This window comes from Angustibacter sp. Root456 (assembly GCF_001426435.1).
Classification (GTDB): Bacteria; Actinomycetota; Actinomycetes; order Actinomycetales; family Angustibacteraceae; genus Angustibacter.
The window spans coordinates 249,591-266,102 of sequence record NZ_LMER01000001.1 but is presented as its reverse complement, the minus strand read 5'-3'; the positions used below and the strand labels follow the sequence as shown (position 1 = coordinate 266,102).

The following is a 16,512-nucleotide window of genomic DNA, read 5'->3' as shown; positions in this document are numbered from 1 at the left end:
GTGGGGGTGACCCCCGAGCAGCTGTCCCAGGCCATCCACGACGTCCTCGTCGAGGTCGTGCGCTCCGGCGAGCTCAGCGTCGCCGTCCCGGAGACGGTCCGCGTCGAGCGCCCGCGCAATCGCGACCACGGTGACTGGGCCACCAACATCGCGCTGCAGCTGGCGAAGGGCGCCGGGGTGCCCCCGCGCCAGCTCGCCGAGGCGCTCGCCGGGCGGCTGGCCGACGTACCGGGCGTGGCAAAGGTCGAGGTTGCCGGCCCGGGGTTCCTCAACGTGGTGCTCGACGCCGCGGCGGCCGGTGAGCTGGCGCGCACGGTCGTCGAGCAGGGTGCGGCGTACGGCGACAACACCGCCCTGACCGGTCACGTCGTCAACCTCGAGTTCGTCTCGGCCAACCCGACGGGCCCCCTGCACATCGGCCACACCCGCTGGGCCGCCCTCGGGGACTCGCTGCGCCGGCTGCTCACCGCCAGCGGAGCCGACGTCACCAGCGAGTACTACGTCAACGACGCGGGCGCCCAGATGGACCGCTTCGCCATCTCGGTGCTCGCCCGCGCGAAGGGTGAGCCGGTGCCCGACGGCGGTTACCCGGGCGAGTACGTCGCCGACCTGGCCCAGACCGTGCTGGCCCAACGTCCGGATCTGCTGGACCTTCCCGAGGCCGAGGCGCTCACTGTGGCGCGCGACCTCGGCTACCAGGCCCAGCTGGCGGAGATCCGGGAGGTGCTGGCCGACTTCGACGTCCACTTCGACGTGTGGTTCAGCGAGCGCGCGCTGCACGACGGCGGTGCGGTCGAGCAGGCAGTGAACCGGCTGCGCGAGCAGGGGCACGTGTTCGACGCCGACGGTGCGGTGTGGTTGCGCACCACCGACTTCGGCGACGACAAGGACCGCGTCCTGATCCGCCAGGACGGCGTGGCCACCTACTTCGCTGCGGACGCCGCGTACTACCTGAGCAAGAAGGACCGCGGCTTCCCCGAGAAGGTGTACATGCTCGGCGCCGACCACCACGGCTACGTGGGGCGCCTCAAGGCGATCGCGGCCTGCGCCGGAGACGATCCTGAGCACAACATCGAGGTGCTCATCGGCCAGCTGATCAGCATCCAGGGCGCCCGCATGGCCAAGCGCGCGGGGAACATGATCGAGATGCGTGACCTCATCAAGTGGATCGGCACGGACGCCGTGCGGTACTCGTTGTCGCGCTACCCCTCGGACTCGCCGCTCAACCTCGACGGCGAGCAGCTGCGCAAGCGCACCAACGACAACCCGGTCTTCTACGTGCAGTACGCCCACGCCCGGATCAGCCGGATGTCGCGGCTGGCCGCCGAGGACGGCGTCCGCCGCGAGGACGGCTTCGACCCGGCGCTGCTCGACCACGAGACCGAGTCGGTGCTGCTCGGCACGCTGGGGGAGTTCCCGCGGGTGGTGGCCCAGGCGGCCGAGCTGCGCGAGCCGCACCGCGTGGCCCGCTACCTCGAGGACCTCGCCGGCGCGTACCACAAGTGGTACGACGAGTGCCGGGTGCGGCCGGTCGGCGACGAGGAGGTCACCGACCTGCACCGCACGCGGCTGTGGCTGAACGAGGCCACCCGCACGGTGCTCGCGCGCGGGCTCGACCTGCTCGGCGTGAGCGCGCCGGAGCAGATGTAGTGCGGGCGCACGAGGCCGGTGCCCTGCACGCCGAGGGTTACCACGGGCCGTCGTGGCTACGACCTCCTGGCGACGTCAACGAGCTGCTGCCGCAGCTGTGGGCGCGCACGGTGCGGCGGGGGAGCCGGTGCGGCATGGTCAAGGTCGGCGGCGTCGACGTCGTCGCGATCGCCGAGCAGTACGGCACGCCCGCGTACGTCGTCGACGAGGCCGACTTCCGCGCGCGGGCCCGCGAGTACGCGGAGGCGTTCGACGCCGCCTTCGCCGACCTGTGCGGCGGCGCCGACGTGTACTACGCCGGCAAGGCGTTCCTGTCGACGGCGGTGGCGCGCTGGGTGGTCGAGGAGGGGCTGTCGCTCGACACCTGCTCGGGTGGAGAGCTGGCCGTGGCCCTGCGCGCTGAGGTGCCGCCCGCGCGGATCGGCCTGCACGGCAACAACAAGAGCGACGCCGAGATCGGTCGCGCCCTGGACGCCGGCATCGGTCGCATCGTGCTCGACTCGCTGGCCGAGGTCGACCGCGTCGCCGACCTGGCGGCCGCGCGGGGGGTGCGCGCACCGGTGCTGGTGCGCGTGACGGTGGGCGTCGAGGCGCACACGCACTCCTACATCGCCACGGCCCACGAGGACCAGAAGTTCGGGCTCTCGCTGGCCGAGGGCCAAGCGGGCGAGGCGGTGCGACGCGTGCTGGCTCGCCCCGAGCTCGAGCTGCGCGGGCTGCACTCGCACATCGGCTCGCAGATCTTCGACACGCAGGGGTTCGAGCTCGCCGCCCGGCGGGTGCTCGCGCTGCACGCCGACGTCGCCCGTGAGCACGGCGTCCAGATGCCCGAGCTCGACCTGGGGGGTGGGTTCGGCATCGCCTACACGACCGAGCACGACCCGCTGCCGGTGGCCGAGCTCGCGCAGGGCCTGGCCCGGATCGTGCGCCGCGAGTGCGCCGACCTCGGTGTCGCCGTCCCTCGCATCTCGGTCGAGCCGGGCCGGGCGATCGCGGGGCCGAGCACGTTCACCCTCTACACCGTCGGCACCATCAAGGACGTCGGCCTCGACGGCGGTGGCAGCCGACGGTACGTGGCCGTCGACGGCGGCATGAGCGACAACATCCGCACGGCGCTGTACGACGCCGACTACTCAGCCACGCTGGCCAACCGCCGCTCGGACGCCGCACCCGTGCTCTCCCGGGTCGTCGGCAAGCACTGCGAGAGCGGGGACGTCGTCGTCAAGGACGAGTTCCTGCCCGGCGACGTCGGGCCCGGTGACCTCATCGCTGTGCCGGGCACGGGTGCCTACTGCCGCAGCATGGCCAGCCAGTACAACCACGTGCCGCGGCCCCCGGTGCTGGCGGTGCGCGACGGCCAGGTGCGGGTGCTGCTGCGTCGCGAGACCGAGGACGACCTGCTCGCGCTGGACGTCGGGTGAACACCCCCGCAGGTCCGGATGGCGGACCAGTGGGTGGTCAGTGGGCGGACACCCGCCATGATGGCGGCCACGACACGGGAGGTGCGCAGGTGGCGGAGTCGCTCCGCGTCGCGATGCTGGGCTGCGGCGTCGTCGGGACGCAGGTGGCGCGGCTGCTGACGACCCACGCCGACGAGCTGGCCGCTCGGGCCGGCCGGCGGCTCGAGATCGTGGGCATCGCCGTACGGCGCACCGGCCGTGACCGGTCCGCGACCGGCGTCGCCGAGGAGCTGTTCACCACCGACGCCGAGGAGCTCGTGCGGCGCGCCGACATCGTGATCGAGGTGATCGGCGGGATCGAGCCCGCCCGGTCCCTGATCCTGTCGGCGATGCAGCACGGTGCGTCGGTCGTGACGGCCAACAAGGCGCTGCTCGCCCAAGACGGCCCGACGCTGTACGCGGCGGCCGAGCGCCACGGCGTCGATCTGTACTTCGAGGCCGCGGTGGCAGGCGCGATCCCGCTGGTGCGGCCGGTGCGAGAGTCGCTCGCCGGTGACCGGATCCGGCGGGTGCTCGGCATCGTCAACGGCACCACCAACTACGTGCTCGACCAGATGGACACCACCGGTGCCGGGTTCGCCGAGGCCGTGGAGCAGGCGCAGGAGCTCGGCTACGCCGAGGCCGACCCCACGGCTGACGTCGAAGGCTTCGACGCTGCCGCGAAGGCGGCGATCCTCGCGTCGCTGGCCTTCCACACCCGCGTGCCGGCGTCCGCGGTGTACCGCGAGGGCATCACCGAGGTCACGGCGGCCGACGTCGCGGCAGCGCGCGACATGGACTGCGTCGTGAAGCTGCTCGCGATCTGCGAGCGCGCTGGTGACGACGGCGGCGAGCCGGGCGTGTCGGTGCGGGTGCACCCGGCGATGCTGCCCCGCAGCCACCCCCTCGCCGGCGTCCGCGGCGCGTTCAACGCCGTCTTCGTCGAGGCCGAGGCCGCCGGTGGGCTGATGTTCTACGGCCCGGGAGCGGGCGGTGAGCCCACAGCGAGCGCGGTGCTCGGCGACGTCGTCTCGGTCGCGCGCCACCGGGTGCTCGGTGGTCGGGGGCCCGGGGAGTCGTCGTACGCCGACCTGCCGGTGCTGCCGATGGGCCGCACCCGCACGCGCTACCACGTGAGCCTCGACGTCGCCGACCGCCCGGGCGTGCTGGCTCAGGTGGCGCAGGTGTTTGCCGCGCACGAGGTGTCGATCGAGACGGTGCGCCAGCAGCTGCACCGGGCCGAGGGCAGCGACCAGCCCGACCGCGCTGCGCTCGTGGTGGTGACCCACCAGGCGAGCGACGAGGCGTTGTCGGCCACCGTCGACGACCTCGGCCGGCTCGACGTCGTCCGCGGTGTCGTCAGCGTGATGCGGGTCGAGGGGGAGTAGCCGTGGCTCACCAGTGGCGGGGCGTCATCGAGGAGTACCGCGAGCGGCTGCCGGTCGACGACACGACGCCCGTGGTGACGCTCGGCGAGGGCGGCACTCCGCTCGTGCGCGCCCGGCACCTGTCGCAGCTCACCGGGTGCGAGGTGTGGGTGAAGGTCGAGGGGATGAACCCCACGGCGTCGTTCAAGGACCGCGGCATGACCATGGCCATCTCGCACGCGGCGCAGCGCGGCGCCCGGGCCGTGATCTGCGCGAGCACCGGCAACACGTCGGCGTCCGCGGCGGCCTACGCGACTGCGGCCGGCATGGCCTGCGGTGTGCTGGTGCCCGAGGGCAAGATCGCGCTGGGCAAGCTCAGCCAGGCCATCGCGCACGGTGCGACGCTGCTGCAGGTCGACGGAAACTTCGACGACTGCCTCACCCTGGCCCGCAAGCTCTCCGAGGCCTACCCCGTCGAGCTCGTCAACTCGGTGAACCCGTACCGCATCGAGGGCCAGAAGACCGCCGCCTTCGAGGTGGTCGACGCGCTCGGGGACGCGCCCGACGTCCACTGCCTGCCCGTGGGCAACGCCGGCAACATCACGGCCTACTGGAAGGGCTACCAGGAGTACACGCACGACTCCGAGCAGCCGGGTCCGGCGTCCAGAACCCCTGCGATGTGGGGCTTCCAGGCCGCTGGCGCCGCGCCGATCGTCCAGGGTCACCCCATCGACCACCCGGAGACCATCGCCACGGCGATCCGGATCGGCAACCCTGCGTCATGGCGTCAGGCTGAGGCCGCGCGCGACGGCAGCAGCGGCCGCATCGACGCGGTGACCGACGAGGAGATCCTGCAGGCCCACCGGCTGCTCGCGAGCCGTGAGGGCGTCTTCGTCGAGCCGGCGTCGGCAGCCGGTGTCGCCGGCCTGCTGAAGGTGCACGCGTCCGGTGGACTGGTGCCCGGGCAGCGGGTGGTCTGCACCGTCACCGGTCACGGGCTGAAGGACCCGCAGTGGGCGCTGCGCACCCTCGACGGCTCCGACGTCCAGCCGGTGCGGGTGCCCGTCGACGCGATCTCCGCGGCGGCGGCCCTCGGCCTCGAGGGCTGACGTGCCCGGGCGTGCGAGAACCCGCGTGCGCGTGGGTGCGACGAGTGCCAACCTGGGGCCGGGATTCGACTGCCTCGGGCTGGCGCTCGGCATCCACGACGAGATCAGCGTCGAGGTGCTCGAGCGGCCCGACGTCGTGGTCGAGGTGAGCGGCGAGGGCGCCGACGAGCTGGCCGGCGCGGGGGAGCGGCACCTCGTCGTCCGGGCGATCCGGCACGCCTTCGACGTCGCGGGTGCGCCCCAGCCGTCGGGGTTGCACCTGGTGTGCCGCAACGCGATTCCCCACGGTCGTGGCCTGGGATCGTCCGCCGCCGCGGTGGTGGGGGGTCTGGTCGCCGGCCGTGACCTCGTGGGCGCCGATGCGCTCGACGACCACCTGCTGCTGCGCGCGGCCACCCAGCTCGAGGGCCACCCCGACAACGCCGCCGCCGCCCTGCTCGGCGGCCTGACGATCGCCTGGGGGCCGGTCGAGGAGCCGGACGCCGTGAGGCTCGCAGTGCATCCGGACGTCGCCGCTGTGCTGCTCGTGCCCACCACCCGGCTGGCGACGCACCAGGCCAGGTCGGTGCTCCCGGCCAGCGTCAGCCACGAGGACGCCGCCGTGAACGTCGCGCGCACCGCGCTGCTGGTGCACGCGCTGACGACCGAGCCCAGCCTGCTGCTGCCCGCGACGCACGACCGGCTGCACCAGCGCCAGCGCGCCGCGGCCATGCCCGAGACCATCGCGCTGGTCGAGCGACTGCGCCGCGACGGCCTGGCCGCCGTGGTGTCGGGGGCCGGGCCGAGCGTGCTCGTGCTGACCACGTCCGCCCGGCTCGACTCTCACCGGCAGCACAGCGCCACGGCGGCTGGACCAGGCTGGCAGTGCCTGACACCGGACGTCGGCGGACCGGGCGCCGCGACGGTCGGCTGAAGTACCGACACGCCCGCGACAGGCGTGCGGGAGGCCACGACGGCTCGGCACGGCTGGTGTTATCGTGACTGCGCGTCCCGGCTCCGGCGCGCTCCCCGCCTTCCGGATGCCGACGCAGCCGCCACCTCCGTTCGTCCCTTCGAGGGACGTGCCTCCGCGAGCCCATCACCTCACCGCCTCGTGCGGTTCCCTTGAGGCTGTGGGCTGGCGGTACCGAGAGCGGCGACGACCCCACCCAGGCAGCAGCGCCGGGTGGCGACACCGTGACCGATCTGCCGGTCACGACGAGGGGAGAAGGGTTCCTTGACCGAAACCACCGAACGCGTCGCGCCGAGCGCTGACGCGTCGTCCGAGGCCGGCTCCGCGTCTCGCCCCGCTCGCAGCGGCGGCCTGAGCGGCAAGCGCCTGCCCGAGCTGCAGGCGATGGCCGCCGACCTCGGCATCAGCGGCATCGCCAAGATGCGCAAGAGCGACCTGATCGCCGCGATCTCCGAGCGGCGCGGCGGACCCGCTGCAGCGCGAGCTGAGAAGCGCACCGAGGCCCCGGCCCAGACCCCGCCGGCCGCGCCGCAGCGCAGCGAGGCGCCGACCGAGCCGCAGTCGCCGCAGTCGCCGCAGTCTCCGCAGTCTCCGCAGTCTCCGGAGGCGCCGCAGGCGCGGGAGCCCGAGGGCGCCGCGCAGGGTGAGGTGGCCGAGCGGGCACCGCGGCGCGAGCGCCAGAGCAGTCGCGGTGGCCCGCGCCAGCAGGAGCGCCAGCAGGAGCGCCAGCAGGAGCGTCAGCAGGAGCGCCAGCAGGAGCGTCAGCAGGAGCGCCAGCAGGAGCGTCAGCAGGAGCGTCAGCAGGAGCGTCAGCAGGAGCGTCAGCAGGAGCGCNGCGCTCAGAACGACCGCGCTCAGAACGACCGCGCTCAGAACGACCGCGCTCAGAACGACCGCGAGCCTGACCGCCACAGCGGCCGGTTCGAGGACGACGAGGAGGGTGGCGGCCGCCGTCGCCGGGGCCGCTACCGCGACCGCAAGCGCCGGGGGCGCGGCGCCGAGGGTGGCCCGGGCCTGGACGAGCCGGAGGTCACCGACGACGACGTGCTGCTGCCGGTGGGCGGCATCCTCGACGTCCTCGACAGCTACGCGTTCGTCCGCACGTCGGGCTACCTGCCCGGCCCGAACGACGTGTACGTCTCGCTGGGCCAGGTCAAGAAGTACGGCCTGCGCAAGGGTGACGCCGTCACCGGCGCCGTCCGGCAGCCGCACGAGGGCGACCACCAGGGTCAGGGCCGGCACAACAAGTTCAATGCCCTGGTGCGACTCGACACGGTCAACGGGATGTCGCCGGAGCAGGCCAAGCAGCGCCTGGAGTTCGGCAAGCTGACTCCGCTGTACCCCCAGGAGCGGCTGCGCCTGGAGACCGATCCCGGCATCCTGACGACGCGGATCATCGACCTGGTCTCGCCGATCGGCAAGGGCCAGCGCGGCCTCATCGTCTCTCCGCCCAAGGCCGGCAAGACCCTGGTGCTGCAGGCGATCGCCAACGCCATCACGAAGAACAACCCCGAGGCCCACCTCATGGTCGTGCTCGTCGACGAGCGGCCCGAGGAGGTCACCGACATGCAGCGCACGGTGAAGGGCGAGGTCATCGCCTCGACCTTCGACCGTCCGGCCGACGACCACACGGCGGTGGCCGAGCTGGCGATCGAGCGGGCGAAGCGGCTGGTCGAGCTCGGCAACGACGTCGTCGTGCTGCTCGACTCGATCACCCGCCTGGGTCGCGCCTACAACCTCGCGGCCCCGGCGAGCGGGCGCATCCTGTCCGGTGGTGTCGACTCCAGCGCGCTGTACCCGCCCAAGCGGTTCTTCGGCGCCGCGCGCAACATCGAGGACGGCGGCTCGCTGACGATCCTCGCCACCGCGCTCGTCGAGACGGGCTCGAAGATGGACGAGGTGATCTTCGAGGAGTTCAAGGGCACCGGCAACATGGAGCTGCGGCTCGACCGCCGCCTGGCCGACAAGCGCCTCTTCCCGGCGGTCGACGTCAACCCCTCGGGCACACGGCGCGAGGAGATCCTGCTCGGGCGCGAGGAGCTGCAGGTCATCTGGAAGCTGCGCCGGGTGCTCTCGGGGCTCGACTCCGTCCAGGCGCTGGAGCTGCTCATGTCGCGGCTGAAGGACACCCGCAGCAACACCGAGTTCCTCATGCAGGTGCAGAAGACGACGCCGGTGCCGGGCAAGGGCGACGACGACTGACGCTGGCGCGCACGCGGGCCCCTGAGCTGCGGCGACCAGGCGCCCCCGCAACGCTGAGCGTGGCGGGGGCGCTGTCATGTCACCCGTTCGGCTTAAGGTCGGTCGAGAACCAGCCGACACAGCACCTGCGGGACGGCAGCGGGCCGCCCCCTCCACCAGCCACGGAGGCTGCCGTGACCACCGTGCTCGTCGCCGACGACGACCGAGACATCCGCGAGCTCGTGGCCTTCAAGCTGCAGGCCGCGGGCTTCACGGTGCTCACGGCGGCGGACGGCGACGACGCGCTAGCGCAGGTGCTGCAGCACCGGCCCGACCTCGCCGTGCTCGACGTGATGATGCCTGGGCGCAGCGGCCGTCAGGTGCTGCAGGAGGTGCGCGGCCACGAGGAGGTGGGCGCCACCCGCGTCATCCTGCTGACCGCCAAGGCCCAGGAGTCCGACGTCGAGTCCGGCTTCTCCCTCGGTGCCGACGACTACGTCGTGAAGCCCTTCAGCCCCCGCGAGCTGCTCAGCCGGGTGCAGGCGGTGCTCGCGCGCAGTACGTCGTGACCGCAGCGGCGCTGTTCGCCGTCGCGGGCACGGCGATCGCCGGCCTGTGCCTGCTGCTGGCGTTGGCGATCGTGGCCCGTCGCGGGCTGCGCGAGCGGGCCCACCGCCGCTCCCGGGCGCTCGCCGAACCCCACCGCCAGCTGCTCGTCGCACTCGTGGTCGACGACGACATCGACCAGGAGCACCTCGCGACGCTGCTCCAGCTCGACGCCACCACCTGGGCGGCGCTCGAGCCCATCGTCGTCTCGATGGTGCGCAAGCTGCGGGGTGAGGCGCGCGAGGTGCTCGTCGACCTGCTCGACCGGCGGGGCACGATCGCGCGGCTGACCCGGCGCCTGGGTGCGCGCGGCGCGGTGCGGCGGGCGCGGTCGGCTGAGCTGCTGGGGCTGCTGGGTGAGCACGCGCCGCGAAGCGAGCTGGAGCGACTGCTGCTGCGCGACCGCGATCCCGAGGTGCGGATCGTGGCGGCCCGGGCCCTGGGCGAGATCGGCGACCCGGCGTCGGCGCCGGCACTGCTCAGCGCGGTGTCAGGGACGCACACCGTGCCGATGCGCATCGTCGCGCGCAGCCTCGCCCGGCTCGGGCCCGGCGCGGCTCCCGCGCTGGTCGAGGCCATGACGTCGGCGCAGGCCCCGGCCCGCGCGGTCGCGGCCGAGATCCTCGGGCTCGGTGGCGCGGTCACCGCCGTGGGGGTGCTGTCGAGCCACGCGCTGCGCGACCCCGATGACGACGTGCGGATCCGTTGCGCTCGGGCGCTGGGGCGCATCGGCGTCCCGTCTGCGCTGTCGGTGCTGCGTCGGTGCGTCGAGCCGGAGGAGCCGGCCGCGTTGCGCGCGGTCGCGGCGCGCGCGGTCGGCGACGTGGGCGGCCCGGAAGCCGTCCGCGTGCTGCGACCCCTCGTGGCCGACGCCGAGCACCGCGTGGCGAGCAACGCCGCCCGAGCGCTGGCCGGGGTGGGCCCGGTGGGCCTGGAGGCGCTGCACGAGATGGCCGGCAGCGGCGCGCCCGGGGCGACGTACGCGGCCGAGGCGCTGGCGGTGCGAGACCTCGCCCGGCCGCGCACCGAGGACGCCTCGACCCCGGTGCGGACCTCGCCGTGAGCGACCTGCTGAGCGGCCTGCGGCCCACGGTCGTGCAGGTGCTCGCCGCGTTCGACGTCGGCGTGCTCGGCTACTTCCTGCTCATCAACACCTCCTACCTCGTGCTGGTGGTGCTGGCGTCCCTGGAGTTCGCGCGCCAGCTGCGTCGCGTGCCCTTCGCCGGGTACGACGAGGCTCACGCCAGCCCGCTCACGCTGCCGGTATCGCTGGTCGTGCCCGCCTACAACGAGCAGGTCGGCATCGTGGAGTCCGTGCGCAGCCTGCTGGCGCTGCGCTACCCCGAGCTCGAGGTGGTCGTCGTCGACGACGGCAGCACCGACGACACCTTCGCCGTACTCGACGCAGCCTTCGACCTGCGCCGGGTGCCCCGTGAGATCCCGCAGGAGATCGCGACGTCCGGGCGGGTGGTCGACGTCCACATGGCCTCGTCGGCGCCACTCGTCGTGGTGCGCAAGACCAACAGCGGGCGCTCGGACTCACTCAACGTCGGCACGAACGCCGCCCGGTACCCGCTGGTGTGCTTCGTCGACGCCGACTCCCTGCTCGACACCGACGCGCTCCTGCTGGTGAGCAAGCCGTTCGCCGACGACCCGCAGCGTGTCGTGGCGACAGGCGGCGTCGTGCGGGCGGTCAACGACTGCCTGGTCGCGGCGGGCCGGGTGGTCGACGTCCGCATGCCGCGCCGGTGGCTGCCTCGCATCCAGGCGGTCGAGTACCTGCGGGCGTTCCTCATGGGACGCACCGGGTGGTCACGGCTCGGTGCGCTCGCCATCATCTCCGGTGCGTTCGGCATGTTCCGGCGCGACGTCGTCGTCGCGGTCGGGGGACTCGACCCCACCAACGTCGGCGAGGACTTCGACCTGGTGACCCGCATCCACAAGCACATGCGCCGCACCCGCCGGGCCTACCGCGTGGTGTTCGTGCCCGAGCCGGTCGTGTGGACCGAGGTGCCGTCGACCCTGCAGGTGCTCGCGCGTCAGCGCCGCCGCTGGCACCGCGGGCTCGCCCAGACCCTCTGGCGCCACCGCGGGATGATCGGGAACCCCCGCTACGGGCGGATCGGCCTGGTCACCTTGCCGTACTACGTGGTGTTCGAGCTGCTCGCACCGGTGATCGAGCTCGTCGGGCTCGTGGCGATGCTGCTCGGCCTGGCCGTCGGCGCCGTCAACGTGCCGTTCGCGCTGCTGTTCAGCGCCGTCGCGTTCGGCTACGCGTTCCTGCTCACCATCGCCTCGGCCGCCCTGGAGGAGTTCTCGTTCCACCGCTACCGCCGCTGGAGCGACCTCGTGCTCACGGCGGCCTCCGCGCTCGTCGAGAACGTCGGCTACCGCCAGCTGACGGCCGTGTGGCGCTTGCAGGGTCTGTGGTCGGCCCTGCGCCGCAGCACCGTCGAGTGGGGCGTGATGACTCGGGTGGGCTTCGCGACGGCTCCCACGGCTCCCACGGCTCCCACGGCTCCCACCGCCCTCACGGCTCCGTCCGACCCGGCACCGTCGCGGGAGTCGACGTGAGCGTCGAGCACGAGGAGCGCGGCGCGGGCAGCATGCGCAGCCGGCTGCTCACCGCGTTCGCCGTCGTCGGCCTGCTCGTGGTGGGCTCGGCCGTCGCGGGAGTGCTGGTGATCAGGTCGTCGTCGTCCGCGGTGTCCGAGGTCGCCCGGGCCGGCGTGCCCCTGGAGCGGGCCAATGCCCAGCTGCGCGACGCCGCCACGGGGGCTGCCGCCGACCTGCGGGGGTACCTCATCTCCGGTGACCGCACGCTGCTGACCGACCTGCGCACGCAGTGGAGCGGGTACGCCCCGGCGCTCTCGCGGGCTCGCGTCGCCTGCCGGCAGCAGCCAGGTGCCTGCGCGCTGCTGGCCGAGTCCGATGCCGCCGCCCAGCGCTGGTACGCCCGCTACGCGGCGCCCGTGGTCGCTGGCACGGTGTCGCGGGCGACCGCGAGCAGCCAGTACGCCGCCTCCCGCGCCCAGCTCAGCGCCTTCGGCGACGCCAACTCGCAGGTCACGGCGCTGGTCGAGCGGCAGATCGACGCGGCGTTGCGCCGGGCTGATCAGCAACGCCGGGTGGGCCTGTGGCTGCTGGTCACGAGCACGGTGCTCGCGGTCGTGTGCCTGGTGGCGTTGGCGTGGCTCACGGTGCGGCAGGTCGTGCCGCCGCTCACGGCGCTGCGCGACGTCCTGCGCCGGCTCGCGGCGGGTGACCTCGAAGCGCGCATGCCGGTGCGCGGCCCGAGCGAGATGCAGGCGGTGGCCGCGAGCGTCAACCGGCTGGCCGACCAGAGCCTGCGTCTGCGCGACGCCGAGTTCGACCGGGCCCAGGTCCGGGGCCTCACCCGCGACCTCGACCGCCGGATGCGCCAGCACCTGCACGCCGACGCCGTGGCGGAGGAGGTCGTGGGTGGTCTGGGCGCCATGGGGCACGCCGACCGCGTGCACGTGCGTTTCATCGAGGCTGGGCGGATGGGTCCGGTGGCGGCCCAGTGGTCGACCCGCGGGCTGGCGAGCGTCGACCCGGCACCTCCCGGGCCGACGCACCCGCTGGAGTCGGCGGGCGCCGTGGCCGCCCGGGGCCACCAGTCGCTGGCGGTCGACGACGTCGAGCAGTACCTGCAGGGTGGCCCCGCGGGCACCGGCGGTGCCGCGGCGGCTCGCGCCTACGCGGGCGCCGGGCCCATGGTGATCGCGCCGGTGCTCGTCGGCCAGGAGCGCATCGGCGTGCTCGTCTGCGCCCGTGCCGCGGGCCGACCGCGCTTCGACGCCGCCGAGGTCGGCCTGATCGAGACGGTGGCAGGAGACCTGGCGCGGGCGGTGCACCACGCCCGCCTGTTCGAGCAGCAGAACACCGTCGTGGGTCAGCTGCGCGAGCTCGACCGCACGAAGTCGGACTTCCTGTCGACCATCAGCCACGAGCTGCGCACGCCGCTCACCAGCATCGCCGGCTACGTCGAGATGATGCGCGACGGCGACGCGGGTGAGCTGCAGCCCATGCAGGACAACATGCTCGAGATCGTGGGGCGCAACACCCAGCGGCTGCGCGACCTCATCGAGGACGTGCTCATGATCTCGAAGGTCGAGGCGGGTGCCGTGCGCAGCGAGCGCCTGCCGGTGGCGCTGGCCGGCGTGGTCGACCACGTGGTGACCGCACTGCGCCCGCAGGCCGATGCGGCGGGCGTCGTCATCGATGCGTTCCCCGTCCCGGCCGAGGCGGTGCTGCTGGGCGACCACAGCCAGATCGACCGCATGCTGCTCAACCTCGTGGGCAACGCGATCAAGTTCACCCCACGGCGTGGGCGGGTGAGCATCACCGTGCAGGTCACCGCCGACGAGCTCGTCGTGCAGGTGCAGGACACCGGCATCGGGATCCCCGCCAGCGAGATCTCCTCGCTCTTCACCCGCTTCTACCGTGCCTCCAACGCCACCCAGCGACAGATCCCCGGCACCGGCCTCGGCCTGGTGATCATCGCGGGCATCGTCGCGGCTCACGACGGTCAGGTCGAGGTCGACTCGGTCGAGGGCAACGGCACGACGTTCACGGTGACGCTGCCGCGCCTGGACGTCTCACGCGGCACGGGCCAGCCGACCGCCAACGTGCGGTTCTAGCCTGGAATGCCCGACCTGCACCGCGCGTTGTGACCCCCGGAGCAGTGTCTGGCACACTGGACCGCTGGTTCCGGTTCACGTCCCGCGGCACTCCGCCGCCCCTGACGACCCGGCGACCCTTCCACCCTGAGGAGCATCGTGAAGACCGACATCCACCCCGAGTACGTCGAGACGCAGGTCACCTGCACCTGCGGCGCGCAGTTCACCACCCGCAGCACCGCGACGTCCGGCCAGATCCACGCCGACGTCTGCAGCCAGTGCCACCCCTTCTACACCGGCAAGCAGAAGCTCATGGACACCGGCGGTCGCGTGGCCCGGTTCCAGGCCCGTTACGGCAAGAAGGACGCCAAGACCGAGGCCAAGTAGCGCTCTCGACGGTGCCGGTACCCCTGCGCGGGTGCCGGCACCGTCGCGTTTCACCCGCACCCCAGTCCTCCCGCCCATCCAGCCCCAGCCCGCCCGCTCCATCCCGCCCGTGATCATGCACGCCAGACCAGGAGGCCCGGTGCAGGACGCCGTCGAGGCGCTCGTCTCCGAGCACGCCGACCTCGAGCGCCAGCTCGCCGATCCCGCCGTGCACGCCGACCAGGCGCGCGCGCGCCGCCTGGCCCGCCGGTACGCCGAGCTGACTCCCGTGGTGTCAGCCCGGGCCGCGTGGCAGCAGGCGTGCGACGACGTCGAGGCCGCTCGCGAGCTGGCCGCCGACGACGCCGGCTTCGCCGAAGAGCTCCCCACGCTGGTCGAGCAGCGCGACGCCGCGGCTGAGCACCTGCGCCGGCTGCTCGTGCCGCGCGACCCCGATGACGACCGCGACGTCATCCTCGAGGTGAAGGCCGGCGAGGGTGGCGAGGAGTCCGCGCTGTTCGCCGGCGACCTGCTGCGCATGTACCTGCGGTACGCCGAGCGCCAGGGCTGGTCGACTCAGGTGCTCGACGCCACCGAGTCCGATCTCGGCGGCTACAAGGACGTCTCCGTCGCGATCAAGTACCGCGGAACGCCCGAGCCGGGCCACGGCGTGTGGTCGCGGCTGAAGTACGAGGGCGGAGTGCACCGCGTGCAGCGCGTGCCCGTCACCGAGTCCCAGGGCCGGATCCACACCTCGGCGGCCGGGGTGCTCGTCATGCCGGAGCCGGACGAGACCGTCGAGCTCGAGATCCCGGCGAACGACATCCGCATCGACGTCTTCCGCTCCAGCGGCCCTGGCGGGCAGAGCGTCAACACCACGGACTCGGCCGTGCGCATCACGCACCTGCCCACCGGCGTCGTCGTCTCGTGCCAGAACGAGAAGAGCCAGCTGCAGAACCGCGAGCAGGCCATGCGGATCCTGCGCGCCCGCCTGCACGCCATCGCCCAGGAGCAGGCGCAGGCCGAAGCGGCAGCGGCCCGGCGCTCGCAGGTGCGCACGGTCGACCGCTCCGAGCGCATCCGCACCTACAACTTCCCCGAGAACCGCATCAGCGACCACCGCACGGGCTTCAAGGCGTACAACCTCGACGCCGTGCTCGACGGCGACCTCGACCCGGTCGTGCAGTCCGCCGTCGAGGCCGACGAGGCCGCCCAGCTCGCGGCGATGGGGGAGTGAGCGAGCAGCAGCTGGCCCAGGCGGTGCGCGAGGCGACCGCCCGGCTCCAGCGCGCGGGCGTCTCGAGCGCCCGCCACGACGCCGAGGCGCTGGCGGCGCACGTGCTCGGCCGGCCCCTCGGCGACGTCCGCCTCGCCGTGCTGCGCGGGGACGACGTCACGCTCGGCGAGCGGTTCACCGCGCTCGTCGACGAGCGCTGCCGGCGCGTGCCCCTGCAGCACCTCACCGGCACGGCGCCGTTCCGGGGCGTCGACCTCGCGGTCGGCCCCGGCGTGTTCGTTCCCCGACCCGAGACCGAGGTGGTGGCCCAGCCGGCGGTCGACGAGGCGCAGCGGATCCTCACCGCCGAGGGCCGCAGCGCGGTGGTCGTCGACCTCTGCACCGGCTCGGGGGCCATCGCCATCGCGGTGGCCCGCGAGGTGCCGCACGCCGAGGTGCACGCGGTCGAGCTCGACGCGCAGGCGCTGGCCTGGGCGCAGCGCAACGTGGCCGCCCACGCCCCTCGGGTCGACCTGCGCCAGGGCGACGCCGCGACGGCCTGCCCCGACCTCGAGGGCGTGTGCGACGTCGTGGTCAGCAACCCGCCGTACGTGCCGCCGGACTGCGTGCCCGTCGACCCCGAGGTGCGCGACCACGACCCCGAGGTGGCGTTGTACGGCCGAGGCCCCGACGGCCTGCAGGTGCCGCGCCAGGTGATCGCGCGCGCGGCCGAGCTGCTCGCCGAGGGCGGCCTGCTCGTCGTCGAGCACGCCGACGTCCAGCAGGACGCGCTGCTGCGGGCGCTCACGACGTCCGGTGGCTGGGACGACGCCCGGGGCCATCGAGATCTCACCGGCCGCCCCCGCTACGTCACCGCCCGTCGTCGCCGCCCCTGAGCGCCCTGGCCACTTGTGACGCGTTCTCGACGCTTCTCGGGCGAATGAAGGTGGGGAACGCGTCACATCTCGTGGGCGGCGGGCCTG

The 16,512-nt window shown here is 73.4% G+C and carries 13 protein-coding genes and 1 pseudogene; all 14 read left to right on the top strand.

Translation table 11 applies throughout. The features are described 5' to 3' along the window. Nucleotides 1-6: 6 nt before the first annotated feature. The 14 genes and pseudogenes from argS to prmC all read left to right on the top strand — a co-directional run bounded on the left by argS (nucleotide 7) and on the right by prmC (nucleotide 16,425). Nucleotides 7-1,650: an arginine--tRNA ligase gene (gene argS, locus ASD06_RS01265; protein WP_056672143.1), complete on the top strand. Its 1,644-nt coding sequence runs from the start codon at nucleotides 7-9 to the stop codon at nucleotides 1,648-1,650. Next, on the top strand, nucleotides 1,650-3,071 hold the full coding sequence (lysA, locus tag ASD06_RS01260; RefSeq protein ID WP_056672138.1) for a diaminopimelate decarboxylase: 1,422 nt from the start codon (nucleotides 1,650-1,652) through the stop codon (nucleotides 3,069-3,071). Before argS ends, lysA begins: the two co-directional genes overlap by 1 nt. A 113-nt stretch (nucleotides 3,072-3,184) precedes the next feature. Then, complete coding sequence (locus ASD06_RS01255; RefSeq protein ID WP_056672921.1) at nucleotides 3,185-4,477, top strand: homoserine dehydrogenase; 1,293 nt, start codon at nucleotides 3,185-3,187, stop codon at nucleotides 4,475-4,477. Nucleotides 4,478-4,479: 2 nt separating this feature from the next. Beyond that, on the top strand, nucleotides 4,480-5,565 hold the full coding sequence (gene thrC / locus ASD06_RS01250; protein WP_056672135.1) for a threonine synthase: 1,086 nt from the start codon (nucleotides 4,480-4,482) through the stop codon (nucleotides 5,563-5,565). Between the two features lie 31 nt (nucleotides 5,566-5,596). Further along, a complete protein-coding gene (gene thrB, locus ASD06_RS01245; RefSeq protein WP_200941779.1) occupies nucleotides 5,597-6,478 on the top strand; it encodes a homoserine kinase in 882 nt (293 codons plus the stop codon). Between the two features lie 303 nt (nucleotides 6,479-6,781). Beyond that, nucleotides 6,782-7,351: pseudogene (locus tag ASD06_RS19510) on the top strand (Rho termination factor N-terminal domain-containing protein); the annotation flags it as partial. Between the two features lies 1 nt (nucleotide 7,352). Further along, nucleotides 7,353-8,719: transcription termination factor Rho (rho, locus tag ASD06_RS01240; RefSeq protein WP_235502167.1), on the top strand; the 1,367-nt coding region annotated here is incomplete at its 5' end. Nucleotides 8,720-8,892: 173 nt separating this feature from the next. Continuing rightward, a complete protein-coding gene (locus ASD06_RS01235; protein WP_056672128.1) occupies nucleotides 8,893-9,267 on the top strand; it encodes a response regulator transcription factor in 375 nt (124 codons plus the stop codon). Next, a complete protein-coding gene (locus ASD06_RS01230; RefSeq protein WP_056672126.1) occupies nucleotides 9,264-10,367 on the top strand; it encodes a HEAT repeat domain-containing protein in 1,104 nt (367 codons plus the stop codon). The genes ASD06_RS01235 and ASD06_RS01230 overlap by 4 nt, the downstream gene beginning before the upstream one ends. Next, complete coding sequence (locus ASD06_RS01225) at nucleotides 10,364-11,878, top strand: glycosyltransferase family 2 protein (protein ID WP_200941778.1); 1,515 nt, start codon at nucleotides 10,364-10,366, stop codon at nucleotides 11,876-11,878. Before ASD06_RS01230 ends, ASD06_RS01225 begins: the two co-directional genes overlap by 4 nt. Then, nucleotides 11,875-13,968 carry an ATP-binding protein gene (locus tag ASD06_RS01220; RefSeq protein WP_056672124.1) on the top strand — a complete coding sequence of 698 codons (2,094 nt, stop codon included), beginning with the start codon at nucleotides 11,875-11,877 and terminating at the stop codon, nucleotides 13,966-13,968. The genes ASD06_RS01225 and ASD06_RS01220 overlap by 4 nt, the downstream gene beginning before the upstream one ends. A gap of 138 nt (nucleotides 13,969-14,106) precedes the next feature. Then, nucleotides 14,107-14,334: a 50S ribosomal protein L31 gene (gene rpmE / locus ASD06_RS01215; RefSeq protein ID WP_056672120.1), complete on the top strand. Its 228-nt coding sequence runs from the start codon at nucleotides 14,107-14,109 to the stop codon at nucleotides 14,332-14,334. Nucleotides 14,335-14,449: 115 nt separating this feature from the next. Beyond that, the gene (gene prfA / locus ASD06_RS01210; protein WP_235502192.1) at nucleotides 14,450-15,550 is read left to right on the top strand and encodes a peptide chain release factor 1; all 1,101 of its coding nucleotides are present in this window, start codon (nucleotides 14,450-14,452) and stop codon (nucleotides 15,548-15,550) included. Further along, a complete protein-coding gene (prmC, locus tag ASD06_RS01205) occupies nucleotides 15,547-16,425 on the top strand; it encodes a peptide chain release factor N(5)-glutamine methyltransferase (protein WP_056672114.1) in 879 nt (292 codons plus the stop codon). The genes prfA and prmC overlap by 4 nt, the downstream gene beginning before the upstream one ends. Nucleotides 16,426-16,512: the final 87 nt, after the last annotated feature.

What these genes read in the sequence shown, in the direction of transcription:
- prfA (WP_235502192.1), top strand. Translation starts at nt 14,450, where the DNA reads ATGCACGCCAGACCAGGAGGCCCGGTGCAGGACGCCGTCGAGGCGCTC.
- ASD06_RS01255 (WP_056672921.1), top strand. Translation starts at nt 3,185, where the DNA reads ATGCTGGGCTGCGGCGTCGTCGGGACGCAGGTGGCGCGGCTGCTGACG.